We start from the raw sequence: 25,456 nt of genomic DNA, 5'->3' as shown, positions 1-25,456 counted from the left end.
GGGGCGCGTGTGCCTTGCGAGCAACGACTTCTCTGCGTCATGCGCGCAGCTGAGCGCTCCCACTACCTGTTGTCGATCCTTCAACATGCCGATTGCTGCGACCGCTTGATCACAGCAATCGACGTATCGCCTCATTGCATTGCGCAATCTCAGATCGGCGAATCGGTCAGCACCGAGTGGTAGGAAATGAAGGCGTCATTGCATTGCAACGGCGCGCCCGGCCCGGGTTTGCCCTGCAGTTGCACATCGTTGCCTACCGACTCTGTCAGGTGGTCGTAAAAGCTCACCGGGCCGCCTTTGAAGGTAAAGTGCGTGGCGCCTGGATTGCTGGCCGGCCCGCCAAAATGCGGCTGCGCGAACGAGACCGGGCCACCTTCCAGCACCACGTTGTCCAGCGAGATGGTGATCGGCAATGTGGAGTTCGCACCGCGGTAACCATAGAAGCTCAGCTCGCCTCCGCCAAATGCCTTGGAACCGAGCGAGTGCACATTGGTCAGCGCAATCGCGCTGAACTTCGGAAGTTTGCTGCGCACTGCAGCATTGGCGTAGTTGGCATCGAACACCAGCGGCCTGGCAACGCCACGCATGCAGATGTTTTCGAAGCTGATGTCGTAGACCTCACCGCCGCGTGTGCCATCGGATTTGATGCGCAGGCCGTTGGCCGAATAGGGGTCGGAGTGGGCATCGCTAGCATTGAAGCCGTCGATGCTCAAATCGCGCACCCTGATGTGGCGCATGCCTGAATCGGTTTCGCTGCCAAGCGAAAAGCCATGCGTGTAATAAAACTGGTTGTAGGCGAATAGCATGTTTTCCGAGGCGATGCTGCGCTTGCTGTTTGCATGCGCCTTAACCGCCACGGCGTCATCGCCGGTGCCGATGTACGAGTACGCCAACACCACATTCTTCGACTGGCCCGGATCGAAACCATCGGTGTTTTTTGCCGTCTCAGGAGTAAAGCAGGTCGCGTGTGGATTGACGTCGGGTGTGCTGCCTGCCGGGCAACGATAGCCGGGGCGCGAATATACCAGGCTGGGTGCAAGAATCTTGATGCGCCACGCAGTCAGACCGACGACGTTGTCGCTGATGACATGGAAGTTTGGCGAGTTTTCCAGGGTGATGTCGTACAGGGTGAAGTTGGTGCTGTCGTCGATCTGCAACAGTCGCGGCACGTGCTGGCTGAGGCCTTTGGTGACGTTGAGATAGGCCAGATCCCACCAGCTGGCGGTGCCGGCATTCGGCCCGGTGGTAAGCGTGCTACCGCCGCGGCCATCGATCTTGCCTGCGCCGACAATGGCACTGTTTGCGGTGTCGGCCACATGGATCAGTGGATTGCACGATTTGGCTTTGTCGCTTGTGGCAGTGCCGCAAGTTCCCAGGCCATTGTCGTAATCCTGCGGATTGCGCGAACCGAACAAGGTGACGTCGCGGTCGATCCACAGTGTGACGCCGCTCTTGAGCGTCAGCGGGCCGCTCAGCAAACCGGATTGACCGGCATCGCCGGTGACTAGACGCACTGCATTGCCGGTGGGGCAGTCGTCGATCGCGGCCTGCAGACGCGCAGTGTCGCGCTTGGACTGGCTTGGATCCTGATCGAGCGCATCCAGCGAGCCTCCAACCGGCACCAGCGCGGCCTTGAGCGTGGCGCAGACCTGTGTCGGCAACGCAGGCTGCTGGATAACGCCCCAGCTAGTGGAGATGCTGTGCGCGGTGTCTGGGACATCCTGCCCGTGCGGCCGCGCAGCGCTGGCTTGAAACGTGGTCAGGCTAAGCAACGCCAGGGTCAGCGGTGCAACTGTTGAAATAAACGAATGGGACTGCATAGGGGGGAAGTGCTCAGGTGGAATACGGCGAACGCGCCAGATCAGCAAGCGGCCTCAACACAGCGGGGTCGCAATGCGCGATGCAACCAATACCTGCTGCACGCCCGCCCGCTGTCTCGGCATTGCTGCGTTAATCAGCCAATAGCGAGACACGAGCGTGGCGCGTTGTGCCGATCGCCGACGTCAGAAGGGCGAATTCAGCACCGCAGCGCCGAAGGAAGCGAAAGCGCCGCTGCAGTCCAGCGGGCTGTCGGTGCCCGGATGACCGGAGCTGTGTACCTGATTGGAATCGGATGCGCCGAGCAGCGACGCAAGGCTCACCGGCCCGCCGTTAAAGACAATCTTGGTGTTGGCAGGATTGGTTGGCGGCCCAGCGTTGTGCGGCGCTTTTGCGAAGCTCGGCGCACCGCCGTCGAGCACCACGCGTGCGGTTCCCTCATCCAAGGCACGCCCAAGATGCGTGTCGTTGTCCGGTGAACTGAAGACGCTCGCAACGTTGCTGTTGATCGCGAGAAAGCCGTTGCGAGTCGATGTGCAAAATCTGCCGGGTGGGGCCATGCGTTGCACTGCGCTCGCCTCGCAAGCTGCGCCGCGCCGCGCCGCGCAGGGCAGGGCAGGAAAGCATGCACTGCACTGCACAATCGTAACTACCCACGCTGTGGTTGCGCATCGTCACATCCCGTGGGCGTGCCGCCTTACAGACTGCATTACCCGCGTAGACACGCGCATGTTAGGAACCGAGATGGCAGATTCCAAAGAGCTGCAAGACAAATTCTGGAAAGCGTTGAAGTCCGATCGCACCGTGATGCTGGGCCTGGATGGCGTCGAAGACGGCCATGCGCGTCCGATGACCGCGCAGATCGAAGGCGACAGCGGTGGCCCGATCTGGTTCTTCACTTCCAAAGACAACGCATTGATCGCGATGCTGGGGAAGGGCCGCCGCGTCATCGGCGCCTTCAGCAGCAAGGGCCATGATCTGTTCGCAAGCATTAGCGGTTCGCTGTGCGAGGACACCGACCCGGCGGTAGTCGAACGGTTATGGAACCCGCATGTCGCTGCCTGGTACGAAGGCGGCAAGGACGACCCCAAGCTGGCGCTGCTGCGTCTGGATGCCGACCACGCGCAGATCTGGCGCAATGGATCCAGCCTACTGGCCGGGATCAAGGTGTTGTTCGGCGTGGACCCGAAGAAGGATTATCAAGACAAAGTGGCGAACGTCCCGCTGCGCTGACGCCTTTCGCACGCGTGACCGTCAAGGTCGCGTGTGCGTGCTGCGTCGACCAGCGCCATCCGCAGCAGTGGTCTACGCGTTGCCAATGGTCAATTCTTTGATCGCGAAATGGATGCGGTCGCGCCGTACTGCATGCCTGGATTTCGCTTTTATCAGTGGATGCTGGAGAAAGACCGCGCCGCGCGTTCTAGGTCATCAGCAACAGTTGCGTAAGTTGCGGCAGTAGCATGCTGGAGAGGTCGAGGTGTTCTATTCGCATGATTTGTCAACGAGACCGCGCCCCAGTGAACATGTAGCCGCGACGTTGAATCGCGCTACCACACGCCAGCTATCCGGCGAACCGACTACTTACCGCGCTCAAGCACCAACAACGGATCGATCCGCACATCGAACCAGCTCATTCCCCAATGCAGATGCGGCCCGGTCGCGCGTCCGGTCGCCCCCACAACGGCAATAATCTGGCCTTGCTCGACCCGCTCGCCCACCTTCACGTCGATGCGCGACAGGTGCAGGAAGTTGGAACTGACGCCGAAGCCATGATCCAGCAACACAGTGCCGCCGGTCAGATACAGATCCGGCGCTGCAAAGGTGACGACACCGGCTGCCGGTGCCTTCACCGGCGTGCCGGTCGGCACTGCGATGTCCATGCCCGAATGGCCGGCGCCGGGCTGGCCGTTGTACACGCGCGCATTGCCGAAGCGACCGCTGATACGGCCCTGCACCGGCCAGATGAACGTCTGGGCGAAATCGGTGCGCGCATCGTCGCGGTCGCGCGCGGCAGTGACCTGCGCCTGCTCGCGTTTGATCCGCTCGGCGATCGCAGCAGGCGGGTTGACTGTCTTGGGTGGCACGCCGTTGACGCGTTCCACTGGCCAATCGCGTGGTGTCACCGCAATGCTGGCGGTTTCCTTGCCGCCGTCGGGCCGGGTGATCTGCACCTGCAGCGGGCCGGTGGCGTCGCGGCCGATGCCGAACACCACGCTGCCATAGCCGCTCACACGCAAGGTGTGGCCGGCGTATTGCACACGGCTACCGGCTGGCACCTTGCCGATCACCAGCGCGCCTTGCGACGCGCTTTGCGGAAACGCCACCTCAGCGTCGATGGCAGGCTGCGCAGCGGCGCTTCCAATAGTGAACGAGACCGGTCCCAGCACAAGCCAAGCGCCAAACAGGGCTGCGCGCATCAGCGGTTGAAGGTCAGGCGCTGGCCGGCAGCGCTGCCGACCAACTGCTCGCCGTCCCATACCTGCTGACCATTGACCCAGGTTGCGGCGATGCGCGAGCGGAAGGTCGTGCCTTCGAACGGCGACCAGCCGCACTTGGACAGCACCTGCTCGCGCTTCACGGTGAACGGGGTGTTGTCGATCATTACCAGGTCCGCGAAGTAGCCTTCGCGCAGAAAACCGCGCTCTTCCACATCGAACAGCTGCCCCGGCGCATGCGCGAACTTCTGCACGATGCGTGTGATCGGCAGCTTGCCCTCGTGCACAAGCTCCAGCGCGGCAACCAGTGCGTATTGCACCAACGGCAAGCCGGATGGCGCCTGCGCGTAGGGCTTGTGCTTTTCTTCCCACGTATGCGGGGCGTGGTCGGTGGCGAGCACGTCGATCACGTCTTCGGCCAACGCCTCGATCAGCGCCAGACGGTCGCCGGCGTCCTTGATCGAGGGATTGCACTTGATCAGGTTGCCCAGTTGCGCGTAATCGCTGCGGTCAAAGCGCAGGAAGTGGATGCAGGTTTCGGCGGTGATGCGCTTGCGCACCTTGCCATCGGCATCGACCAGCGGGCCGGATTCGAATAGCGCCAGTTCGTCGGCAGTGGAGATGTGCAGCACGTGCAGGCGGGTGTTGTGCTTGCGCGCCAGCGACACCGCCAGTTGTGAGGACTTCAGGCACGCTTGACGCGAGCGGATGTCCGGATGCATCTGCGGGGTCAGCGCATCCCCGTACTTTTTCTTGTATTCGGCCAACGTCGCGTCGATGGTCGGAGTATCTTCGCAGTGGGTGATGATCGGCGTGGGCGCGTCGCGGAAGATCGCGTCCAGCGTCTCGGGGTTGTCTACCAGCATGTTGCCGGTGGAGGCGCCCATGAACACCTTGATGCCCGGCGCGGTCTTCGGATCCAGTGTCTGGATCGCGGCCAGATTGTCGTTGCTGGCGCCCATGTAGAAGCCGTAGTTGGCCCAGGCGCGCCCGGCCGCTGCGGCGTACTTGGCCTGCAGCGCGGCCGCATCCAGGGTCGGCGGATTGGTGTTGGGCATGTCCATGAAGCTGGTCAGGCCGCCGGCCACGGCAGCGCCGGATTCGGTCGCGATGTCGCCCTTGTGGGTCAGGCCCGGCTCGCGGAAGTGCACCTGGTCGTCGATCATGCCCGGCAGCACCCAGCGCCCGGCCGCGTCTACGACGGTATCGCCTGGAGCCGGGGGGATCCTGCCATCGATCTTGGCGATGCGGCCACCCTCGATCAGGAGATCGGCGTCGAACTCCTTGCCTTCATTGACCAGGCGGGCGTTGACGATGACGGTACGGCTCATGGATGGGGTCCTTTGCAGCGACAGGAATGAAGACGGTGGCGAGGAAGCGGACGGGCGCGCGTCGGGCACTGGATCGAACCCGCCCGGATGGAAGGGGTGGCAACGCCCGAGCCTGCGTGCGGCGAGCCAGCCGCCGCATAGCGGGCCGAAGCGGCCGATCGCGGTCATCGCATACTCCGAGCAGCTGGGCGCAAAACGGCAGCGCGGCCCGAGCAGGGGGCTGATGAACAGCTTGTAGAAGCGCAGCAGCGCGATGAGTAGACGGCCGATCACTTGCCAATGATATTCCACTTGAACTAATAGGTGGTTGCCGGGGGTCTGTGGGGTACGCTATAAAGGCCACGCTTTCCCGGGCCCCGGGAGAACCAAGGATGAGCGTTTCGTGGCTGCTAAAAAACCTGCAAAAAAGGCCTTAGAGGCCGCCAAGAAGTCCGCCAAACCCGTTGCGAAGAAAGCTGCGGAGCGCGCCGCTGCAACACCGGCTGCCAAGCAGGCGACGGCGGCCGCCAAGCAACCGGCTGCAAAGAAGGCACCTGCGACGAAGACCGCCGCCAAGCCGGCGCCGGACTCCAACAGCACCGCGTCTAAGCCCGCACCCCCCAAGCCAGTGAAGAAACCCGTCGCCAAGAGTGCTGCCAAGCCGGCGGCGAACAAGACAGCTCCGGCTGCCGCCCAACCGGTCGAAACGCCGGCGGCGCCCAAGTCCGTACCGAAGCCGGCCGCCAGGCCGACCCCGGCCAAGTCAGTCCCAGTCAAGGCTGAAAAGCCCGCGCCCGCACCGGCCCCGAAGGCCGTCCCTGCGAAGCCGGCAAAGCCTGCGACCCCGTCACTTAAGAATCCCGTGCCCGTTTCGAAATCTTCAGCTAAAACACCAACCAAAACCGAAGCCCCCGCCAAGCCTGCCGCGCCCCGTCCGGTCGGCAAGGTGGCTGTGGCTGTGACCTCTAAACCGTCCGGCCCGACCCCCAAAACCAAGTACAGGGTGGTCGAGTACAAGACCGACGAAGCAACCGGTCGCCCGATCTTGCCGCAGGGCTACAAGCCTGCTGCGGATGAGGAGTACATGAGCAAGTTGCAGCAGGAGTATTTCCGGCAGCGCCTGCAGCGTTGGCGCAACGAAATGGTCGAGGAGTCTAAGCAGACCATCGAGAACCTGCGCGAAGAAGTGCGTGACATTGGCGACGAAGCAGAGCGTGCCACCCGCGAGACCGAGAACTCGCTGGAACTGCGCGCCCGCGACCGTGCACGCAAGCTGATCTCCAAGATCGATAGCACGCTCAAGCGTCTGGAAGACGGCGATTACGGCTATTGCGTGGATACCGGCGAAGAGATCGGTCTGGACCGGCTGGAAGCGCGTCTGACCGCCGAGCGCACTATCGACGCGCAAGAGCGTTGGGAGCACCTGCAGAAGCAGCAGGGCGATTGATCTTTCAGCAGCTGCCTAACCGCAGTTGTCGAATAAAAGCCCCGCTTTGTGCGTAATGCTGTTCACTTAAGCGGAGCAGCCTTTCGATCTACCGGATAGCGGGTCTTCGAGATCTTCACCGTCCTTGGCCGCGTAGGCATTCGAGGAACAGGCTCGCGATGCCTGAGCGAAGTTGGGATAGGCGTCTTCCTGTGGCGGAAGCCGGATTGGCTGCGGCCATCACGATGAGTTGCACTGCGATGTACTGGCAGACCGGTGTGAATCGGATGTCCGCAGGCGTTGTGCCAAACGCCACAGCTGCCTGACCGGCTTCACGTCCAATGATGTTGTAGGCCAGCAGCAACCCCCAGACCTCCTGGTACACCAAGTCGATCTTCTTGCTGCGTAAGGTCGTTGCGTTGTGCTGCATCGAGCTTTTGATGTCGCGCAAACCCAGTTCGATTTCCCATCGCTGCTGGTAAAGCGTTGCGACAGACTTGGCGCTGTAAGTGGTGGCAGGCAGCGAGGTCAGTACCGCCACCAAGTCCTTGCGTGCTGGTGTCAGCCAGTGGCGTGCAGTGCCAGTATTGGCGAGCGACAGCAACAGATCAGCGCTCCAGAACCCTTTGTCGAACCAGGTGACCGAATGGTCGGGAATGAAGTGTAAAAACGGCTCGCTCAAGCGAATTTCGCTGCGGCGGTAGAGACCGAGCTGAGCATTGAGCAAGACATGCGAGCGTACGTTCATCAGTGCAACCAATCGCAGCATGGGAAATGGCGTCTGACGGTCCGTGCTGGGATTGCCGGAACCAAAATGTTCGCGCAGTGCTTCGGTGTCTGGCGTACGCAGCAGCGCGCCATCCACGGTAAAGACCTGCAATCCCTGCCATCCATCGCCTTGGTAGCGTTCGCCGCCCTATTGCGCCCCAGTCGTTGCAAACAGGTGGTGGACCGGATCGGCACCCAGTCGCGCGCGCGCCTGACTGACGCCGCTGCGCGCCAACAGATCTTCTGAGGCCAGCCCTTGTGCACAGATGTTCAAACGACGTGCGAACTCGTGCACCGGTTCGTCACGGAACAACGCCATGCCCAGAACAAGCCACAACACCTGATCACTGGGAAGGCGCCGACGTCGGATACTGGCCTGAGAAGACAGTTCCAGCGCGCTGGCCACCCACTCCACCGGAATATTTTGCGTAAAAGTGCTCAGGTCGGAGAAGTTGAACAGGTCGCCAAGGTCGAACAGCTGCTGTTGAAGGGACACAAAAAAATCCGATACCAGAAGTCTGATATCGGATTTTCGGTGACTATTTGCTTAAGTGAACAGAATTACCGTTTTGTGCGAGGTTTTTTATGGGTCATTCATTGTGTTGGAGTGTGGTCTGTTGGCTACCACTCACTGCAAGTCGCGCAGATCCAGCTTGCGCAAGCGCGGTGCCCTCCATGCAGTGGTTGCCACCACGCCCAGGGTAACGCAGCCGCCGATCACCACCGCTGGTACCAAGCCGACCAAGCGCGCCATCACGCCGTCATAGAAAGCGCCCAGCTCGTTGGAGGAGCCGATGAAAATGCCGTTGATCGATGAGACCCGGCCACGCATCGCGTCCGGCGTAGCGAGCTGCAGGATGGTCTGACGCACCACGACCGACACACCGTCGCACATGCCGTAGATCAGCAAAATTGCCCCCGACAACCAGAAGTGCCGCGACAGCCCGAACGCGATCGTACACAGTCCAAAGCCGGCCACCGACAACATCAGGATGCGCCCGGCATTGCGCTGCAGCGGGTGCCGCGCCAGCCACACGCCCACCACGATCGAGCCCAGCGCCGGTGCGCCGCGCAGGATGCCCAGGCCTTCCGGGCCGTAGTGCAGGATGTCGTGGATGAAGGCGGGGAGCATCGACACCGCGCCGCCCAACAACACTGAAAACATGTCCAGCGCCATGGCGCCCAACATGATCTGGTTGGACAGCACGAACTGTGCACCTTCGGCGATGCTGCTGAAGATCGGCGCGCGCGGGCCTTTGTTGACCGGCTCGCTGACGCGCAACGCCGCCAAGGCCAGAATCGCTACTGACCCCACGCTTGCGGCAACGCCGTAGGCCAGGCCCTTACCTCCCCAGCCGACCAGCACACCGCCCAGCGCCGGGCCGATCACCATGCCGGCCTGGAAGGTGACGCTGCCGATGCTGGCGCCGCGTGCGAATGCCTCGCGCGGCAGCGTACGCGCAAACAATGCGTTGTAAACCGGCGACAGAAACGAGCGTGCTGCACCGGTCAGTGCGATGGCCGCGTAGATCGGCCACACGCCTTGCATGGATAGCCAGCCGAACGTAATCGCCAATAGCAGTAGCGCGGTGGCGACCAATCCCAGCACCGCGATCGTGCCCAGACGTCTGCGTGGCAGGTGATCGACCAGGTAGCCCGCAAACGGCGCGATGCAGAAGAACGGCAGTATCTCCGCCAGCCCGATCAGCCCGAGCGAGAGCGTGTTGCGGGTGATCTCGTAGATATGCCAACCGACCGTCACCGCGACGATCTGATACGACAGCATTGCCGCCACGCGATACAGCAGCACCAGGCCGAAGCCCGGATAGGCGAACAGCGTGCGCAGCGAGGCGGCGGGCTTCATCGGCGGGCTCACTGCTGCGCGCGCGCGGTGTCGCGAATGAAGGCCAGCATCGCGGCCAGGCCATTGCTGCGGGTCGGCGACAGATGCTTGGCCAATCCAATCCCGGCGATGTAGTCCGGCTCGGTGGCCAGGATCTCCTGCGCGCTACGCCCGGAATACACACGCAATGCGAGATAGATCAGCCCGGAGACGATTGTCGAATCGCTGACTGCATGGAAGTCCAGGCGCTCGGCATTGCCTTCCGGCACGATCCACACCATCGACTGGCAACCATACAAACGATGTTCTTCGGTCTTCCACTGTTCGGGGAACTCGGGCAGCTTGCGGCCCAGATCGATCAGATACTGATAGCGCTCGGACCAGTCGCCAAAGAAAGAGAATTCTTCGGCAATGGTGGCCTGCGCTTCGACGGCGGTGGCTTCGAGCGGGAAAGGGGAGTTGGTCATTAAAAAATCCAGAATCATTCGGTGATAGCCCTTCACCCTGCGGGAAAGGGGGGCGCCGCGATCGACCTGAGGCGCTCGCAGTTAAATGAACGCGTCGCCACGCGCACGTGTGATGAAGGGTGGAGGCTACTGGTGGTTTGACTTGGCTGGCGCGTGGCGACGCGTTTGCCATGGCCGACGATCGACTATCTCCGAGGCGCACGCTCATCCGGCGCTACGCGCCACTTTTCTCCCGATGGGAAAACACAGGGTCATGCGCGCTTCCAGCGCACGCCTTGCGCGGTGTCTTCGAGCACGATGCCTTCGTCGGCGAGTTGTTCGCGGATGGCGTCGGCGCGGGCGAAATCTTTGGCTTTTTTCGCGGCTGTTCGTTCGGAAATTTTTTCCGCAACGTAGTCATCCAACGACTGTAGCTTCCCCCCCGTGGGCGCCAAGCCCACTGTGACAGCACCAGAAACACCAGGGCCTCGCTGGAACCATGCTGAAGGTTCCTGCCGCAGTAGCCCAAGCGTCAACCCGGCTCCAAGCAGCTCCGATTTCAATCGCGCCCTATCGAGAATTTCCGTGGCCTTGCGCGCCTCAGTGGCGATGCGCGCCACTTCGGCCAGCGCCTGCGGTGTGTTGAGGTCATCGTCCAGTGCGGCCTCGACTGCCGCCGGAATCGTCGCGGTGGCCGGCACGTCCTGCAGATCGCGCAACGTGCCATACAATCGGTCCAGCGTGTTCTTGGCTTGCTCGATCAATCCATCCGACCAATCTAGCGGCTGCCGGTAATGCGCGCTCAACAAAGCGTAGCGCAGCGCCTCTGGCGGATGCTTGGCGATCAGGTCGTGCACGGTTTCGATGTTGCCCAGCGACTTGCTCATCTTGGCGCCGCTGAAATTGAGCATGCCGTTGTGCAGCCAGAACCGCGCAAAGGTGGCGCCGCCATGCGCACACTCGCTCTGCGCGATCTCGTTCTCGTGGTGCGGGAACTGCAGGTCCACGCCGCCGGCATGGATGTCGATGGTCGGACCCAGATGCGCCGCGGCCATTGCAGAGCATTCGATATGCCAGCCTGGGCGGCCGCGCGCCCATGGCGAGTCCCAGCCGGGCAGGTCGTCGCTGGAGGGCTTCCACAGCACGAAGTCGCCGGGTTCGCGCTTGTATGGCGCTACATCGACGCGCGCGCCGGCAAGCATTTCGTCCGGATCGCGGCGCGACAGCTTGCCGTAACCGTCGAAGCTTGCCACCGCAAACAGCACATGGCCTTCAGCGGCGTAGGCATGCCCATTGGCGATCAATTGCTCGATCATCGCCACGATCTGCGGGATATGCGCAGTGGCTTCCGGTTCGATGTCCGGCGGCACCACGCCGAGCGCGGCCATGTCCTGCCGATAGATCGCGGCGAAGCGATCGGTGATGGTCGAGATCGGCACGCCCTGCGCCTGCGCGGCGGCGTTGATCTTGTCGTCCACGTCGGTGATGTTGCGCGCGTAGCGCAGCGTGCCGTAACGGCGCCGCAGCAGCGCGGCCAGCACGTCGAACACCACCGGGCCGCGTGCGTTGCCGATGTGCGCATAGTTGTAGACGGTGGGGCCGCACACATACAGCGTGGGACCGGACGGATCGAGCGGCGCGAACGGCTCGACCCGCCGCGTCAGGGTGTTGTGCAGGCGCAGGCTCATCGGCATCTGGAAAAAAGGTAACCGTGCGATTCTAGCCCGTTGCGGCAGGATGGCGAACCCGCAGCCAGGCAAGGCAACCGGATGGGTTGCGTTCAGCCCAGGTGATCGCAAGCTCCATACACTCACGTACTGCCTTGCTGCGCCCTCCTGCTACTGATGCGACCTTCTCCGTTCTTCATGCTGCTGTGTGTGTTTGCCTGGCAAGCAGTCTCGGTGCACGCGGCAGAGCCGGACCCCAAGAATCGGGTCGTGGTGATCGAGAACGTGAAGCTGGACTACGCGCAGGTGCTTAACGTGGAGCCGGTCTACCAGACCTTGCGCGCGACGCGTATCGAAGAACAGTGCCAGGCCGAGCAGGTTGCGTCGGTAGCCGCCGCTTCAGCCGAAGACGAAGGCCGCATCAACCGCATGGTGGATTCGGTCAAGGAGGTGTTCTCGCGGCGCCCTGAGCCTGCCGCCGTAGTGGCGGTGCCGCCGACCAGCACCCGCCGCAACTGCCGGGTAGTGGAAGTGCCACGCGAGTTCCGGCGCCCGATCGCTTTTGACGTGGACTACGTTTACAAGGGCACCAAATACCGCTCGCGGTTGCCGGAAGATCCGGGTAACCGGTTGCGCATCCGGGTTTCGGTGACCCCGTACATTCCCGATGCCATCGTCGCGCCGCCGCGATGACATGCGCAGCGGTTGCGCCGTGCCCGCATGCGTGCGAGGATTCGCGCCCTATGCAATCGAACGCTTTTCAGCACGACACCAGCGCCGCTCCGATGGCCTCCGGCACTACCTCGCGTGCCCGCCGGCCGGAATCCCACATCTTCGCTGGGTAACCGGGTCGTTTAGCCGTTCCGTTGTTGAAAACCCAGCCTCAAGGCTGGGTTTTTTCGTTTTGGCGTCACAAAAGTTTCAACCGCAAGAAACGCGCATGTCGCGCATCCCGTCGCTCCTGGCGGACCACGCAGCAGAAGCACGCAGCAAAGGATCGATCGATGTCACTGAAGCACTTCTTGAACACGCAGGACTGGAGCCGCGCCGAACTGGACGCGCTGTTGACCCAGGCCGCATTGTTCAAACGCAACAAGCTGGGAAGCGAGCTGAAGGGCAAGTCGATCGCACTGGTGTTTTTCAATCCGTCCATGCGTACCCGCACCAGCTTCGAGCTGGGCGCGTTCCAGTTGGGCGGGCATGCCGTCGTGCTGCAGCCGGGCAAGGATGCGTGGCCGATCGAGTTCAATCTGGGCACGGTCATGGATGGCGACACCGAGGAGCACATCGCCGAAGTGGCGCGCGTACTGGGCCGTTATGTCGATCTGATCGGCGTGCGCGCGTTTCCCAAGTTCGTCGATTGGTCCAAGGACCGCGAAGACCAGGTGCTCAAGAGTTTCGCCGAGTATTCGCCGGTGCCGGTGATCAACATGGAGACGATCACCCACCCATGCCAGGAGTTGGCGCACGCGCTCGCGCTGCAGCAGCACTTCGGCACTCCGGATCTACGCGGCAAGAAGTATCTGCTGACCTGGACCTATCACCCCAAACCGTTGAACACCGCGGTGGCCAACTCCGCGTTGACGATCGCTACTCGCATGGGCATGGACGTGACCTTGCTGTGCCCGACGCCGGACTACATTCTGGATCGGCGCTATATGGACTGGGCAGCGCAGAACGTGGCCGAAAACGGCGGCTCGCTGCAGGTCAGCCACGACATCGACAGCGCCTATGCCGGCGCCGATGTCGTCTACGCCAAGAGCTGGGGCGCGCTGGCGTTCTTCGGCAACTGGGAACCGGAAAAGCCGATCCGCGACCAGTACCAGCACTTCATCGTCGACGAACGCAAGATGGCGCTGACCAACAATGGCGTGTTCTCGCACTGCCTGCCGCTGCGTCGCAACGTCAAGGCCACCGATGCGGTGATGGATTCGCCCAACTGCATTGCCATCGATGAAGCCGAGAATCGTCTGCATGTGCAGAAAGCGATCATGGCTGCCCTGGTGGGCCAGGACAGCCGGGATTCGTGATTGGGGATTCGCAACGGCGAACCCGGCTCCCGACCCAACTTAGTCAATTTCAGAGAGACCCCCATGTCGCAGCAGACCGCTTCAACCAATCCCGACTCCCTACTCTCCACTGCCGGCAGCAAGGACATCGTCCTGGCTTTCTCCGGTGGCCTGGACACCAGCTTCTGCATTCCGTATCTGCAGGAGCGTGGTTATGCCGTGCATACCGTCTTCGCCGATACCGGCGGCGTGAATGCCGAGGAGCGTGAGTTCATCGAGAAGCGCGCCGCCGAGCTCGGTGCGGTCAGCCATGTCACCGTCGATGGCGGTCCGGCGATCTGGGAAGGCTTCGTCAAGCCGTTCGTGTGGGCGGGCGAGGGGTACCAGGGCCAGTATCCGTTGCTGGTGTCGGACCGTTATCTGATCGTCGATGCCGCGCTCAAGCGCGCCGAAGAACTGGGCACGCGCATCATCGCGCACGGTTGCACCGGCATGGGGAACGACCAGGTGCGTTTCGATCTGGCAGTCAAGGCATTGGGCGATTACCAGATCGTTGCGCCGATCCGCGAGATCCAGAAAGAGCACACCCAAACCCGCGCCTACGAGCAGAAGTATCTGGAAGCGCGCGGCTTCGGTGTGCGTGCCAAGCAGCAGGCCTATACCATCAACGAGAACCTGCTCGGTCTGACCATGTCCGGTGGCGAGATCGATCGTTGGGAAGCACCGGGGGAGGGGGCACGTGGCTGGTGCGCGCCGCGTAGCGCGTGGCCGACCGAGGCGCTGACGGTGACGCTGAAATTCGTCGAAGGCGAGGCGGTCGAACTGGATGGCAAGCCCCTGCCGGGCGCGAAGATCTTGGCCAAACTCAACACCTTGTTCGCGCAGTACGGTGTGGGCCGTGGCGTGTACACCGGCGATACCGTGGTCGGCTTGAAGGGCCGCATCGTGTTCGAAGCGCCGGGCCTGATCTCGCTGTTGACCGCACACCGCGCGCTGGAAGATGCGGTGCTGACCAAACAGCAGAACCGCTTCAAGCCGGACGTGGCGCGAAAGTGGGTGGAGCTGGTGTACGAAGGCTTCTATCACGACCCGCTCAAGACCGATATCGAGGCGTTTTTGAAGTCCTCGCAGTCCAAGGTCAACGGCGAAGTCACGCTGGAAACCCGCGGTGGCCGCGTCGATGCGGTGGCCGTGCGTTCGCCGCACCTGCTCAACGCCAAGGGCGCGACTTACGCGCAGTCGGCCGACTGGGGCGTGGAAGAAGCCGAAGGCTTCATCAAGCTGTTCGGGATGAGTTCCACGCTATATGCGCAGGTAAATCGCTGAGAGCCGGGAGTCTGGATTGGGAAATAGCTGACGTTATTCCCTTGTCCGATCCTGTATCGCAACGATAACGTTTTTCCTGGCTGCTGGTGCAGCCGCTGATGTGATGCCGATGACGACTTCGACCGATTCTCCGCTGCTTGGAGCCACGCTTGCGCATCTGCAGGCGCTGGTGTCCTTCGATACCCGCAATCCGCCGCGTTCGATTGCCGCCCAGGGTGGCATCTTCGATTATCTGCGTGCGCAGTTGCCCGAGTTTCAGGTCGAGGTGATCGACCACGGTGCCGGGGCGGTGAGCTTCTATGCGGTACGTGGAAAGCCGAACTACCTGTTCAACGTGCATCTGGACACTGTTCCGGATTCGCCGCATTGGAGCGCCGATCCGCATGTGATGCGGCGCACCGACGATCGGGTGATCGGTCTGGGTGTCTGCGATATCAAAGGCGCGGCGGCGGCGCTGGTGGCTGCGGCCAATGCCGGCGATGGCGATGCGGCGTTGCTGTTTTCGTCCGACGAAGAAGCCAACGATCCGCGCTGTATTGCGGCGTTTCTGGCGCGTGGATTGCCCTATGAGGCCGTGCTGGTGGCCGAGCCGACGATGAGCGAAGCGGTGCTTGCGCATCGCGGGATCAGTTCGGTGCTGATGCAGTTCGCCGGGTGTGCCGGGCATGCGTCGGGCAAGCAGGACTCTTCTGCCAGTGCCTTGCATCAGGCGATGCGTTGGGGCGGCAAGGCGCTGGATCACGTCGAGTCGCTGGCGTATGCGCGCTTCGGTGGCTTGACCGGATTGCGTTTCAACATCGGTCGGGTCGATGGGGGCATCAAGGCCAACATGATCGCGCCGGCGGCCGAGGTGCGTTTCGGTTTTCGACCGCTGCCATCGATGGACGTGGACGCATTGCTGGCAACTTTAGCCGGGTTTGCCGAGCCGGCTGCAGCGCACTTTGAAGAAACCTTTCGTGGGCCCAGCTTGCCGTCGGGAGACATCGCCCGTGCCGAGCAACGTCGTCTGGCTGCACGCGATGTGGCCGATGCGCTGGATCTGCCGATCGGCAACGCGGTGGACTTCTGGACGGAGGCCTCGCTGTTCTCGGCCAGCGGCTATACCGCATTGGTGTATGGCCCTGGCGATATCGCCCAGGCACACACTGCCGATGAGTTCGTAACGCTTGCGCAATTGCAGCGTTATGCAGAATCGGTGAATCGCATCATCAACGGCTCTCACTAACGTCTCGTTCCGCGCCTGGCGCGGCCATTTCTCTCTTCGATCACGGCAATGTCCCTTTCCGCACAGCCCCACACACAGATCCGCCAGACCATCGTGCGCCTGCTTTCTAGCATGGCCAGCGCCAAGGAAATCAGCCAGTACCTCAAGCGTTTTTCGCAGCTCGATGCCAAGCGCTTTGCGGTGGTCAAGGTTGGCGGCGCGGTGCTGCGCGACGATCTGGAAGCGCTGACTTCGTCGTTGTCGTTTTTGCAGGAAGTGGGGCTGACCCCGATCGTCCTGCATGGCGCCGGCCCGCAGCTGGATGCCGAGTTGTCGGCAGCCGGTATCGAGAAGCACATCGTCAACGGGCTGCGAGTGACCTCGCCTGAAGCCTTGGCGATCGTTCGCAAGGTATTCCAGGCCTCCAACCTCAAACTGGTCGAGGCGCTGCAGCAGAACGGCGCGCGCGCGACTTCGATCACCGGCGGCGTGTTCGAGGCCGAGTATCTGGACCGCGGTATCTATGGCTTGGTCGGTGAGGTCAAGGCGGTGAATCTGGCACCGATCGAAGCCAGCCTGCAGGCCGGCTCGATCCCTGTGATCACCAGCTTGGGCGAGACGCCAAGCGGGCAGATACTCAACGTCAATGCGGATTTTGCCGCCAATGAGTTGGTGCAGGAGCTGCAGCCGTACAAAATCATCTTCCTCACCGGTACCGGTGGGTTGCTGGATGCCGATGGCAAGTTGATCGATTCGATCAATCTATCCACCGAGTTCGAGCATCTGATGAAGCAGCCGTGGATCAATGGCGGCATGCGGGTCAAGATCGAGCAGATCAAGGACTTGCTGGATCGTTTGCCGCTGGAATCGTCGGTGTCGATCACTCGACCGGCAGACCTGGCCAAAGAACTGTTCACGCACAAAGGCTCCGGCACGCTGGTACGGCGTGGTGAACGCGTGTTGCATGCGAGTTCGTGGGACCAATTGGATCTGCCGCGACTGACCTCGCTGATCCAATCCAGCTTCGGCCGCACGCTGGTGCCCGACTACTTCAGCAACACCAAGCTGCTGCGCGCCTACGTCAGCGAAAATTATCGCGCGGCGGTGATTCTCACCGATGAAGGCGCCCTCGACGCTGGCAGGCTCACCTATCTGGACAAGTTCGCGGTGCTCGACGATGCCCAGGGCGAAGGTCTGGGGCGCGCGGTGTGGAACGTGATGCGCGAAGAAACGCCGCAACTGTTCTGGCGCTCGCGCCACAACAACCAGGTCAACATCTTCTACTACGCCGAGTCTGACGGCTGCATCAAGCAGGAGAAGTGGAAGGTGTTCTGGTACGGGCTGGAAAACTTCGAACAGATTCGGCATTGCGTTGCGCACTGCGCGACGCGTCAGCCGACGCTGCTGGGCGGAGCGCAATGACGCCCCTCGCATTGCCACCGATCTGGCGCGAGTTGCCGATATTGCGCGGACAGCACGCCACGTTGGAGCCATTGCAGGCTGAGCATGCCGATGGCCTGCGCGATGCGCTGGGCGACGGTGCATTGTCGCGGCTGTGGTACACCGGTGTGCCAGCACCGGCGCAGGTGGATAGCTACGTCGCTGCGGCATTGGCAGCGCAGGCGGATGGCGAGATGTTGCCGTTCGTGGTGCGCGATGCGGCCGGTGAGATCGTCGGTTGCACACGCTACTACGCGCTGGACGCAACGGTGCCCAGGCTGTCGATCGGCTACACCTGGTACGCGCTGCGCGTGCAGCGCACCGGCGTCAATACCGAAAGCAAGCTGATGCTGCTGCAGCACGCGTTCGAAACGCTGGGTTGCCTGAGCGTGGTGCTCCATACCAGTTGGTTCAATCACACCTCGCGTGCGGCGATTGCGCGCCTCGGGGCAAAGCAGGACGGTGTGCTGCGCAACTACACCCGCCACGCGGACGGTACGCCACGCGATACCGTGGTGTTCTCCATCATCGATACGGAATGGGTTGGGGTCAAACGCCACCTGCAGTTCCGCCTGGAAGCAAACGCATGACTGTTCAAACGAGCATCGGCATCGTCGGTGCCCGCGGGCACACCGGTTCGGAATTGATCAAACTGGTGGCGGCGCATCCGCACCTGCAGTTGATCTTCGTGTCCTCGCGCGAATTGGCCGGACAACGTGTGGCCGACCACAACGACGCCTACCATGGCCAGTTGCGCTACGAAAGCCTGGATGCCGAAGCGATTGCCGCCAAGGCCGCCGATGCGGTGATTCTTGCGTTACCCAACGGAAAGGCAGAACCCTTCGTTGCCACAATCGATGTGGCCAGGCCGCAAACGTTGTTGATCGATCTATCTGCCGATTACCGCTTCGATCCGGCTTGGTATTACGGGCTGCCGGAGCTTACGCGTGGCAAGTATGGCGGGCACAAGCGCATCAGCAACCCGGGCTGCTATGCCACCGCGTTGCAGCTGACGATCGCGCCGCTGCTCGATCAACTGGCCGGCCCGCCGCAGTGCTTTGGCGTGTCTGGTTATTCCGGCGCGGGCACCACGCCGTCTGACAAGAACAACCCCGAGTTGCTTGCCAATAATCTGATGCCGTATGCGCTGACCAATCACATCCACGAGCGCGAAGTATCCGCCCAGCTCGGTTTGCCGGTGGAGTTCATGCCGCATGTGGCGTCGCATTTCCGTGGTATCACCATGACCGTCAACATGTGGCTGCAGCAACCGTTGACGCGCGAACAGATCCAGTCGCGCTACGCACAGCGGTATGCAGACGAGCCGCTGATCGAGATCGTCGACGAGGCGCCATGGGTCAGCCATATTGCCGGCAAGCACGGCGTGCAGATCGGTGGCGTGACGCTGGCGCCGGGCAACAAGCGTGTGGTGGTGGTGGCGACGCTGGACAACCTGCTCAAGGGCGCCGCGACGCAGGCGATGCAGAACCTCAACCTGGCGTTTGGCTGGGACGAATGGACCGCGATTCCGTTGTAATACCTGGGACCGGAGACCCGGGAAAGCGAGTGCGCACGCTCCTGCTTTTCCCGGATCCCCGGTCCCGCAACAGGACCCCTGATGACCAATTTACTGTGGCAAAAACCCGGCGTGGCGGTGGACGTCAAGATCCAGAGCTTCCTGGCTGGCGACGACGTAATCCTGGACCGCGAGTTCTTCCTGCACGACATCGCTGCCAGCAAGGCGCATGCGCAGGGGCTGCAGCACATCGGCATTCTGTCGCTGCAGGAACTGGGCGAGCTGAGCGAACAGCTCGATCTGCTGGCCGATGATTTTCGCAGCGGCGCGTTCGTGCTCGATGAGCAGTACGAAGATTGCCATTCGGCGATCGAAGCGCGCTTGACCGAGCGGCTAGGCGATGCCGGCCGCAAGATTCACACCGGACGCAGCCGTAACGATCAAATCCTGGTTGCCACGCGCTTGTGGTTGAAGGACAAACTGCAACGCGTCGCCGATCTCAGCAGCGAGATCGCCAAAGTAGCGTTGGATCGCGCGCAAGCGGAAGCCGAGTTGCCAGTGCCGGGCTATACGCACATCCAGCGTGCGGTGGTGTCATCGGCTGGGATGTGGTGGGCGGGCTGGGCAGAGGCGTTTGTCGACAACGCCGTGCGTGCCACCGACACCTTGCAGCTGGTGGACAGCAACCCGCTCGGCACTGCAGCCGGCTATGGCGTGAATCTGCCGCTGGATCGCGCGCATACCACCGCCGAGCTGGGCTTTGCACGGCTGCAGGTATCGCCGATCTATGCGCAGCTCTCGCGCGGTAAATACGAACTGGCTGCGCTCGAAGCACTGGGCAGCGCCACGCTGGATTTGCGCCGCATCGCCTGGGATCTGTCGTTGTTCACCAGCGGCGAATTCGCGTTTGTTGCCTTGCCGGCGCAATACACCACCGGCAGTTCGATCATGCCGAACAAGCGCAACCCCGACGTGATCGAGCTGATGCGTGCGACCCACGCCAGCGTGGCAGCAGCGCGTACCGAGATCGAACAACTGCTATCGCTGCCCTCGGGTTATCACCGCGATCTGCAGAGCAGCAAGGGCGCAATCGTGCACGGATTCGGACGTGGCCTGGCAGCTCTTGAATTGCTGCCTGCGCTGCTGGCCAATCTGGAGTGGCGCCCGGACAAATTGCGTGCGGCGATCGATTCGGGCATGTATGCCACCGATGTGGCGGTGGAAGCGGCCGTGGCCGGCGTGCCGTTCCGCGAGGCTTACAAGGCTGCAGCACAAGCCTACGACACCGCAGGGCAGGGGCGCACGCCGGAAGGCAGTTTGGCGGCCCGCGTCTCGCCAGGCGCGGCTGCAGACCTGCAGCTGGACGTCTTGCATGCACGTTGGCAGGCCCTGCGCTGATGGCCGTGATCAGCACCGACACCGCAGAACACTATCTTTGGGGCGAAGCCTGCGAAGGTTGGCACCTGTTACGCGACCCGACGCTGAGCGTACTCGAAGAGCGCATGCCGCCGGGCGCTGCGGAGCTGCGTCATCGGCATAGTCGCGCGCGGCATTTTTTCTACGTGCTGGCCGGTGAAGTGATGCTGCGATTGGACGGCGCAAAACATGTGCTGCGCGTCGGGCAGGGCCTGCACGTACCGCCCGGCACCACCCACCAGATGCACAATCTGTCGGACGTGGAGGCGCGCTTTTTGGTGATCTCCGCACCGCATGGTCGTGGCGAACGCATACCCACTGCTGCGCGCGCAAAGGATGCAAGCTGATGGCAACGCGTTATCTGGTGCTGGCGATGCGCAAGCCGAACTTTCCGGCCGATGTGGTGCAGCCGCATGTCGATTTTCTAGGCCAACTACATGCAGCCGGGCAGCTCGAACTCACCGGCGGTTTCAGCGATCGCAGCGGCGGCGCGTACGTATTGAACAATGTCGCCAGTTTGGAAGAGGCGCAGCAAATCGTTGCGCGTGATCCGCTGGTGCTGCGCGACGCCTCGGCGCTGACGGTCTACGAGTGGAACACGCATTGAGCACGTTGCCGACATGAGCACACCTGCCACCACACTGTCGCCATTCACCGAGCAACCGCTGCCGCCGTGGCGACGCGGGGTGCTCAAGGTCGGCAGCAGTCTGTTAGCCGCAGATGGCGGTGGATTGTCGCCGCGGTTTGCGTTGGGGTTGGCGCAGTTCGTTTCGGCCAATCTGGCGGCGGGGCGTGAGCTGATGATCGTGTCGTCAGGCGCGGTGGCTGCAGGCCGCGCGATCGTGCCGAAAGCCGCCGAGGTCGGCGCGCCGATCGCCGCACGCCAAGCACTGGCCGCGTTGGGTCAGGCGCAGTTGATCGCGTTGTGGCAGCGCTTTTTCGAGCGCCCGGTCGCGCAGGTGTTGCTCACCCACGACGACCTGCGCAACCGTCGGCGCTATCTCAATGCACGCGCCACCTTAGGCGAGTTGTTGCGGCTGGGCGCGCTGCCAGTCATCAACGAGAACGATACCGTTTCAGTGGATGAGCTCAAGCTGGGCGACAACGACAATCTCGCCGCGATCGTGGCCGCGTTGGTTGGTGCCGATGCGTTGTTCATTGCCACCGATATCGACGGGCTGTATAGCGCCGATCCACGTAGCAACCCGCTGGCGCGCCCGCTCGACGAAGTGCCCGAACTCACCGCCGAGGTGCTGGCGATGGCTGGCGGCAGCGGCAGCAACGTGGGCACCGGCGGCATGCGCACCAAGCTGGAAGCTGCCGCAAAAGCAGGTGCGGCCGGCATCGAAACCTATCTGTTCAACGGGCGCAGTGGCGCAGTGGTACGCGCCCTTGCGCAGGACCGTCTGCACGGCACACGCATCCACGCCGCACGCACGCGCATCGCTGCACGCAAGTACTGGCTGCGCCACGCACCGGTGGAACAGGGCGCGATCCTGGTCGATGGCGGCGCGGCCGCGGCGCTGATCGACAAAGGCGCATCGCTGTTGCCCGGCGGTGTTGCTGGTGCGGAAGGCGACTTCCGGCGCGGCGATATGGTGGAGATTCGTCTACGCGATTGCGATGGTGAGCGCTGTCTGGCACGTGGCGTGAGCCAGTACTCGGCCCTGGACATCCGCCGCATCGCACGCCGTCACTCGCGCGAGATCGAAACCGTACTCGGTTACAGTTACGGCGAAAATGTCGTGCATCGCGATGATTTGGTGCTTTTGTAGCGGGGATTCGGGATTCGGGATTCGGGATTCGCAAGAGCATGTGCACTGTGTTTCCCAGGCGCTGCTTCCGTTTCCCAACTCCCTGATTGCTTTGTGGCAGCAAAACGGTACCGTATCCATTTTGCCAATGCCCACCCCCACCTTCCGAATTCCGACCCTAAAATGACCATCAAAACTCTCGCCCTGCAATGCCGCGATGCCGCTCAGGTACTGTCGCAACTGTCGTCCTCTGCCAAGCAGGCGTTACTCGATGCCATGGCGGCTGCGTTGGAACACGATGCCGCGCTGATCCTGGATGCGAACGCCCGCGATCTGGATGCGGCGCGTGAGAAGGGTGTGGGCAGTGCGATGCTCGATCGCTTGGCGCTCGATCCCAAGCGCCTGGCCGGTATCGCCGCTGCACTGCGCGAGGTGGCACTGTTGCCGGATCCGGTGGGGCAGATCACGCACGAGGACATCCGCCCCAACGGCATCCGCGTGCAAAAGATGCGTGTGCCGTTGGGCGTGATCGCGATGATTTACGAGGCGCGCCCCAACGTCACTGCCGATGCGGCAGCGCTGTGCATCAAGGCCGGCAACGGGGTGATCCTGCGTGGGGGATCGGAGGCAATTGGTTCCAATACGGCGATCGCACGCGCATTGCAGCGTGCGCTGCGCGAGGCAGATGTGCCGGAAGCTGCGTTGACGCTGGTCGAAGATCTGCGCCGCGAGACCATGTTGGAGTTGCTGCAGCTCAGCGACATCGTCGATCTGGCGATTCCGCGCGGTGGTGAAGGGCTGATCCGTTTTGTCGCCGAGCACGCACGCGTGCCGGTGATCAAACACTACAAGGGCGTGTGCCATCTGTTTGTGGATGCATCGGCCGATGTGGAGCTGGCAGTACGCTTGCTGGTCGACGGCAAGGCGACGCGGCCGTCGGCGTGCAATTCGCTGGAGACCTTGCTGGTGCATGCGCACATCGCCGAGCGCTTTCTGCCGGTCGCCGCGCAAGCACTACGCGAACGCAACGTCGAGCTGCGTGGCGATGCGGCAACGCGTGCATTGCTTCCCGATGTGGCAGCCGCCAGCGATGACGATTACGCCGCAGAATTCCTCGACCTGATCCTGGCAGTCCGCATCGTGCCGGACCTGGATACCGCGCTGACGCATATCCGCCAATACGGCTCGGACCATACCGAAGTGATCGCCACCGAGGACGCTGCCAACGCCGAGCAATTTGTGAACTCGCTGCGTTCGGCAGTGGTGATGGTCAACGCGTCTTCGCGTTTTTCCGATGGTGGCGAGCTCGGCCTGGGTGCGGAGATCGGCATCTCGACTACACGCCTGCATTCCTACGGCCCGATGGGGCTAGAAGCACTCACCGTGGAGCGTTTTGTAGTGCGTGGCGAGGGCCAGGTGCGGCACTGACATGCCGTCCTGCGTGCCAAGACTGATTCGACGCAGACGAACACGATTGGCCTACAAGGCGATCGCTTCGTCTTTGCTGTTGTCGCGACATATGCCTGCCACCATGCGATCCGTCGATGGAAGAGCCCCTGCACGAGATTCCGACCTTGCGCCGTTTTGTTCAGCTCGGTGGCCTGGACACGGTTCCCGACGCGACCACGATTCTCAACGGCCGCCGCTTGCTGGAGACGCATAGTCTTGCTGTTGCCGGGCGGATCTTGGACGCAGTCGACGCGGATCTGGCGTGCAAGTGGCAGTGCCTGCGGTCCGGCACGATTGGCGATACCCTAGGTCGATGGCGTGCAGGTGTTGCATCGTGGCAAGGCCCTGACGCGACGGCAATGGCGCTGGATCAAACGACGTCAGGCAGTGGAACCGGCGATCGGACATCTGACTGCCGGTTGCGTCGTTGCAGGCGCAAAGGCGCCCAAGGAGGCGCTGCGCTGCACGTGCTCGGCTGCGCTACCGGCTACAACTTGCGTTGGCTGATGCGCTGGATCGCGTTGTTGCGCACCTGGGTCCGGGCGACGGGATGGCTATCGTTGAGCATCGTGCACCGCTGGCGATCGGTGTTTGAAAGGTGTTTCTCAGGGGCATCGCATTAGCGAGATCAGCGCACGCTTGCGCAGTTGATTTCGTCGACCGCGCATTGCATTCGCAACGTGCGCATTCACCGCAGTACGCTCATCTCATCATAAGCCGACACTTTAGCCAAGGATGTCGCCGTGTACATCAACAGACACTCAAATACGCCGCAGTATGCTGCTAGTTTGAATGCAGAAAGCGCTCCAGACACCAGTGCCCAACCCTCGTCTCTCGCACCCGAGGCCTCCATATCCGGGCCGCCGTCCCCAGCACCAGGCTCCCCCGGCAGCCGCCGCCAGCCGGTTGTGCAGTCAGCGTATTCAGACATCCAGAGGATGTTGCAGCTTGTCGGCCAAAGATACCCTGACAGATTCGACGAGTTCGCCGAGCTGGTTCAGCGAACGGGATTCGTCAGGGAACTCAGCCCCGAGCACTACAATGTGCAGCCGAGCCTGACTAGCACGCCCCAAGAGCCTTCTTCCAAATCCAATCAGGAGGGAGCGAGTCAACACTCCGCCCCCAGACAAAAGGCGAAGACCTGTGCGAGACGGATCATCGCGCTGGCTAGCCGCATCGGTAATCTCGCGACGTTCCTCAAAAATTCATCAGCCAAGCGCCAAGCCGGCCGACCCCAGGCCGAAGATCTTGCCAAGCGTTAGTGCACCGCCCAGCATCGGCATGTAGGGCATGACGTCGTCCAAGAAATGGAAGCAAATCGCCAGTGCATCATAAGAGCATCTAACAAAATTCCAGGAAGGAGCCGAAGTTAGATGAAGGTGAACCGCTCCGGGATTCCTGGAGGCGCCGACTCTTACGCGCAACGTAGGGTCCTTGAGTATCTACGCAACCCTGCACCGTATCATACGGTAGGCCGTCAAAACGTTGTCAGTTAGAAATCCACAACGTAAAAAAATCTAACGATTAGAATGAGTTAGAGAAATTCGGCCGAACCGGCCACCTTGGGTCGAGGTTGGGCCATTTAGATGGAGACATTGCTCGTTTGAACCATGAATAAGGATTCGGAGC

At 62.2% G+C, this 25,456-nt stretch carries 21 protein-coding genes and 4 pseudogenes; 16 read left to right on the top strand and 9 right to left on the bottom strand.

Annotated features, from left to right (window positions below; genetic code table 11):
• Positions 1-149: 149 nt before the first annotated feature.
• Together J5I97_RS10925 and J5I97_RS10920 are read right to left on the bottom strand one after the other, a co-directional pair.
• Positions 150-1,820, bottom strand: a complete 1,671-nt coding sequence (locus J5I97_RS10925; protein WP_208586502.1) for a glycoside hydrolase family 28 protein — start codon at positions 1,818-1,820, stop codon at positions 150-152.
• A 183-nt stretch (positions 1,821-2,003) separates the two neighbouring features.
• Positions 2,004-2,378, bottom strand: a complete 375-nt coding sequence (locus J5I97_RS10920) for a hypothetical protein (RefSeq protein ID WP_208586500.1) — start codon at positions 2,376-2,378, stop codon at positions 2,004-2,006.
• Between the two features lie 169 nt (positions 2,379-2,547).
• Between J5I97_RS10920 and J5I97_RS10915 the strand changes: the two genes are divergently transcribed.
• Positions 2,548-3,051 (top strand): pyridoxamine 5'-phosphate oxidase family protein, encoded by a 504-nt coding sequence (locus J5I97_RS10915; protein WP_208586498.1) that lies wholly within the window; start codon positions 2,548-2,550, stop codon positions 3,049-3,051.
• 344 nt (positions 3,052-3,395) lie between these two features.
• Here the strand turns inward: J5I97_RS10915 and J5I97_RS10910 are convergent, their stop codons facing one another.
• The 3 genes and pseudogenes from J5I97_RS10910 to yidD form a co-directional block, all read right to left on the bottom strand.
• Positions 3,396-4,235, bottom strand: a complete 840-nt coding sequence (locus tag J5I97_RS10910) for a M23 family metallopeptidase (protein ID WP_208586497.1) — start codon at positions 4,233-4,235, stop codon at positions 3,396-3,398.
• Positions 4,235-5,584, bottom strand: coding sequence for a dihydroorotase (locus J5I97_RS10905; RefSeq protein WP_208586496.1), 1,350 nt, complete (start codon positions 5,582-5,584; stop codon positions 4,235-4,237). Before J5I97_RS10905 ends, J5I97_RS10910 begins: the two co-directional genes overlap by 1 nt.
• Positions 5,581-5,875: pseudogene (yidD, locus tag J5I97_RS10900) on the bottom strand (membrane protein insertion efficiency factor YidD). Before yidD ends, J5I97_RS10905 begins: the two are co-directional and overlap by 4 nt.
• 91 nt (positions 5,876-5,966) lie before the next feature.
• Between yidD and dksA the strand changes: the two are divergent.
• The gene (gene dksA, locus J5I97_RS10895) at positions 5,967-7,010 is read left to right on the top strand and encodes an RNA polymerase-binding protein DksA (RefSeq protein ID WP_208591703.1); all 1,044 of its coding nucleotides are present in this window, start codon (positions 5,967-5,969) and stop codon (positions 7,008-7,010) included.
• A gap of 62 nt (positions 7,011-7,072) precedes the next feature.
• Here the strand turns inward: dksA and J5I97_RS10890 are convergent.
• The 4 genes and pseudogenes from J5I97_RS10890 to cysS all read right to left on the bottom strand — a co-directional run bounded on the left by J5I97_RS10890 (position 7,073) and on the right by cysS (position 11,734).
• Positions 7,073-8,253 (bottom strand): annotated as a pseudogene (locus tag J5I97_RS10890) (IS4 family transposase).
• 132 nt (positions 8,254-8,385) lie between these two features.
• Positions 8,386-9,621, bottom strand: a complete 1,236-nt coding sequence (locus tag J5I97_RS10885) for an MFS transporter (protein WP_208586495.1) — start codon at positions 9,619-9,621, stop codon at positions 8,386-8,388.
• 8 nt (positions 9,622-9,629) lie between these two features.
• Positions 9,630-10,067, bottom strand: coding sequence for a SufE family protein (locus J5I97_RS10880; RefSeq protein ID WP_208586494.1), 438 nt, complete (start codon positions 10,065-10,067; stop codon positions 9,630-9,632).
• 251 nt (positions 10,068-10,318) lie between these two features.
• Complete coding sequence (gene cysS, locus J5I97_RS10875; protein WP_208586493.1) at positions 10,319-11,734, bottom strand: cysteine--tRNA ligase; 1,416 nt, start codon at positions 11,732-11,734, stop codon at positions 10,319-10,321.
• A gap of 177 nt (positions 11,735-11,911) precedes the next feature.
• Between cysS and J5I97_RS10870 the strand changes: the two genes are divergently transcribed.
• The 14 genes and pseudogenes from J5I97_RS10870 to J5I97_RS10805 all read left to right on the top strand — a co-directional run.
• A complete protein-coding gene (locus J5I97_RS10870) occupies positions 11,912-12,406 on the top strand; it encodes a hypothetical protein (RefSeq protein ID WP_208591701.1) in 495 nt (164 codons plus the stop codon).
• A 311-nt stretch (positions 12,407-12,717) separates the two neighbouring features.
• Entirely contained in the window at positions 12,718-13,743 is a 1,026-nt protein-coding gene (locus tag J5I97_RS10865; protein WP_208586492.1) for an N-acetylornithine carbamoyltransferase, read from the top strand.
• A gap of 63 nt (positions 13,744-13,806) precedes the next feature.
• Entirely contained in the window at positions 13,807-15,048 is a 1,242-nt protein-coding gene (locus J5I97_RS10860; protein WP_208586490.1) for an argininosuccinate synthase, read from the top strand.
• Positions 15,049-15,157: 109 nt separating this feature from the next.
• A complete protein-coding gene (locus tag J5I97_RS10855; protein ID WP_208586489.1) occupies positions 15,158-16,273 on the top strand; it encodes an acetylornithine deacetylase in 1,116 nt (371 codons plus the stop codon).
• Between the two features lie 48 nt (positions 16,274-16,321).
• Positions 16,322-17,674, top strand: a complete 1,353-nt coding sequence (locus tag J5I97_RS10850) for an acetylglutamate kinase (protein WP_208586488.1) — start codon at positions 16,322-16,324, stop codon at positions 17,672-17,674.
• Positions 17,671-18,282 carry a GNAT family N-acetyltransferase gene (locus tag J5I97_RS10845; RefSeq protein ID WP_208586487.1) on the top strand — a complete coding sequence of 204 codons (612 nt, stop codon included), beginning with the start codon at positions 17,671-17,673 and terminating at the stop codon, positions 18,280-18,282. The genes J5I97_RS10850 and J5I97_RS10845 overlap by 4 nt, the downstream gene beginning before the upstream one ends.
• The gene (argC, locus tag J5I97_RS10840) at positions 18,279-19,229 is read left to right on the top strand and encodes an N-acetyl-gamma-glutamyl-phosphate reductase (protein ID WP_208586486.1); all 951 of its coding nucleotides are present in this window, start codon (positions 18,279-18,281) and stop codon (positions 19,227-19,229) included. The genes J5I97_RS10845 and argC overlap by 4 nt, the downstream gene beginning before the upstream one ends.
• Before the next feature lie 81 nt (positions 19,230-19,310).
• Complete coding sequence (locus tag J5I97_RS10835; protein ID WP_208586485.1) at positions 19,311-20,606, top strand: argininosuccinate lyase; 1,296 nt, start codon at positions 19,311-19,313, stop codon at positions 20,604-20,606.
• On the top strand, positions 20,606-20,971 hold the full coding sequence (locus J5I97_RS10830) for a cupin domain-containing protein (RefSeq protein WP_208586484.1): 366 nt from the start codon (positions 20,606-20,608) through the stop codon (positions 20,969-20,971). Before J5I97_RS10835 ends, J5I97_RS10830 begins: the two co-directional genes overlap by 1 nt.
• Positions 20,971-21,231, top strand: a complete 261-nt coding sequence (locus tag J5I97_RS10825) for a YciI family protein (protein ID WP_208586483.1) — start codon at positions 20,971-20,973, stop codon at positions 21,229-21,231. The genes J5I97_RS10830 and J5I97_RS10825 overlap by 1 nt, the downstream gene beginning before the upstream one ends.
• A gap of 13 nt (positions 21,232-21,244) precedes the next feature.
• Positions 21,245-22,399 (top strand): glutamate 5-kinase, encoded by a 1,155-nt coding sequence (proB, locus tag J5I97_RS10820; RefSeq protein ID WP_208586481.1) that lies wholly within the window; start codon positions 21,245-21,247, stop codon positions 22,397-22,399.
• A gap of 162 nt (positions 22,400-22,561) precedes the next feature.
• Positions 22,562-23,806 (top strand): glutamate-5-semialdehyde dehydrogenase, encoded by a 1,245-nt coding sequence (locus J5I97_RS10815; RefSeq protein ID WP_208586479.1) that lies wholly within the window; start codon positions 22,562-22,564, stop codon positions 23,804-23,806.
• 107 nt (positions 23,807-23,913) lie between these two features.
• Positions 23,914-24,129: pseudogene (locus J5I97_RS10810) on the top strand (transposase); the annotation flags it as partial.
• Positions 24,130-24,136: 7 nt separating this feature from the next.
• Positions 24,137-24,450: pseudogene (locus J5I97_RS10805) on the top strand (hypothetical protein); the annotation flags it as partial.
• Positions 24,451-25,456: the final 1,006 nt, after the last annotated feature.

It is taken from the genome of Xanthomonas fragariae (assembly GCF_017603965.1).
Classification (GTDB): domain Bacteria; phylum Pseudomonadota; class Gammaproteobacteria; order Xanthomonadales; family Xanthomonadaceae; genus Xanthomonas; species Xanthomonas fragariae_A.
This window is presented reverse-complemented; position numbering and strand designations above follow the sequence as displayed.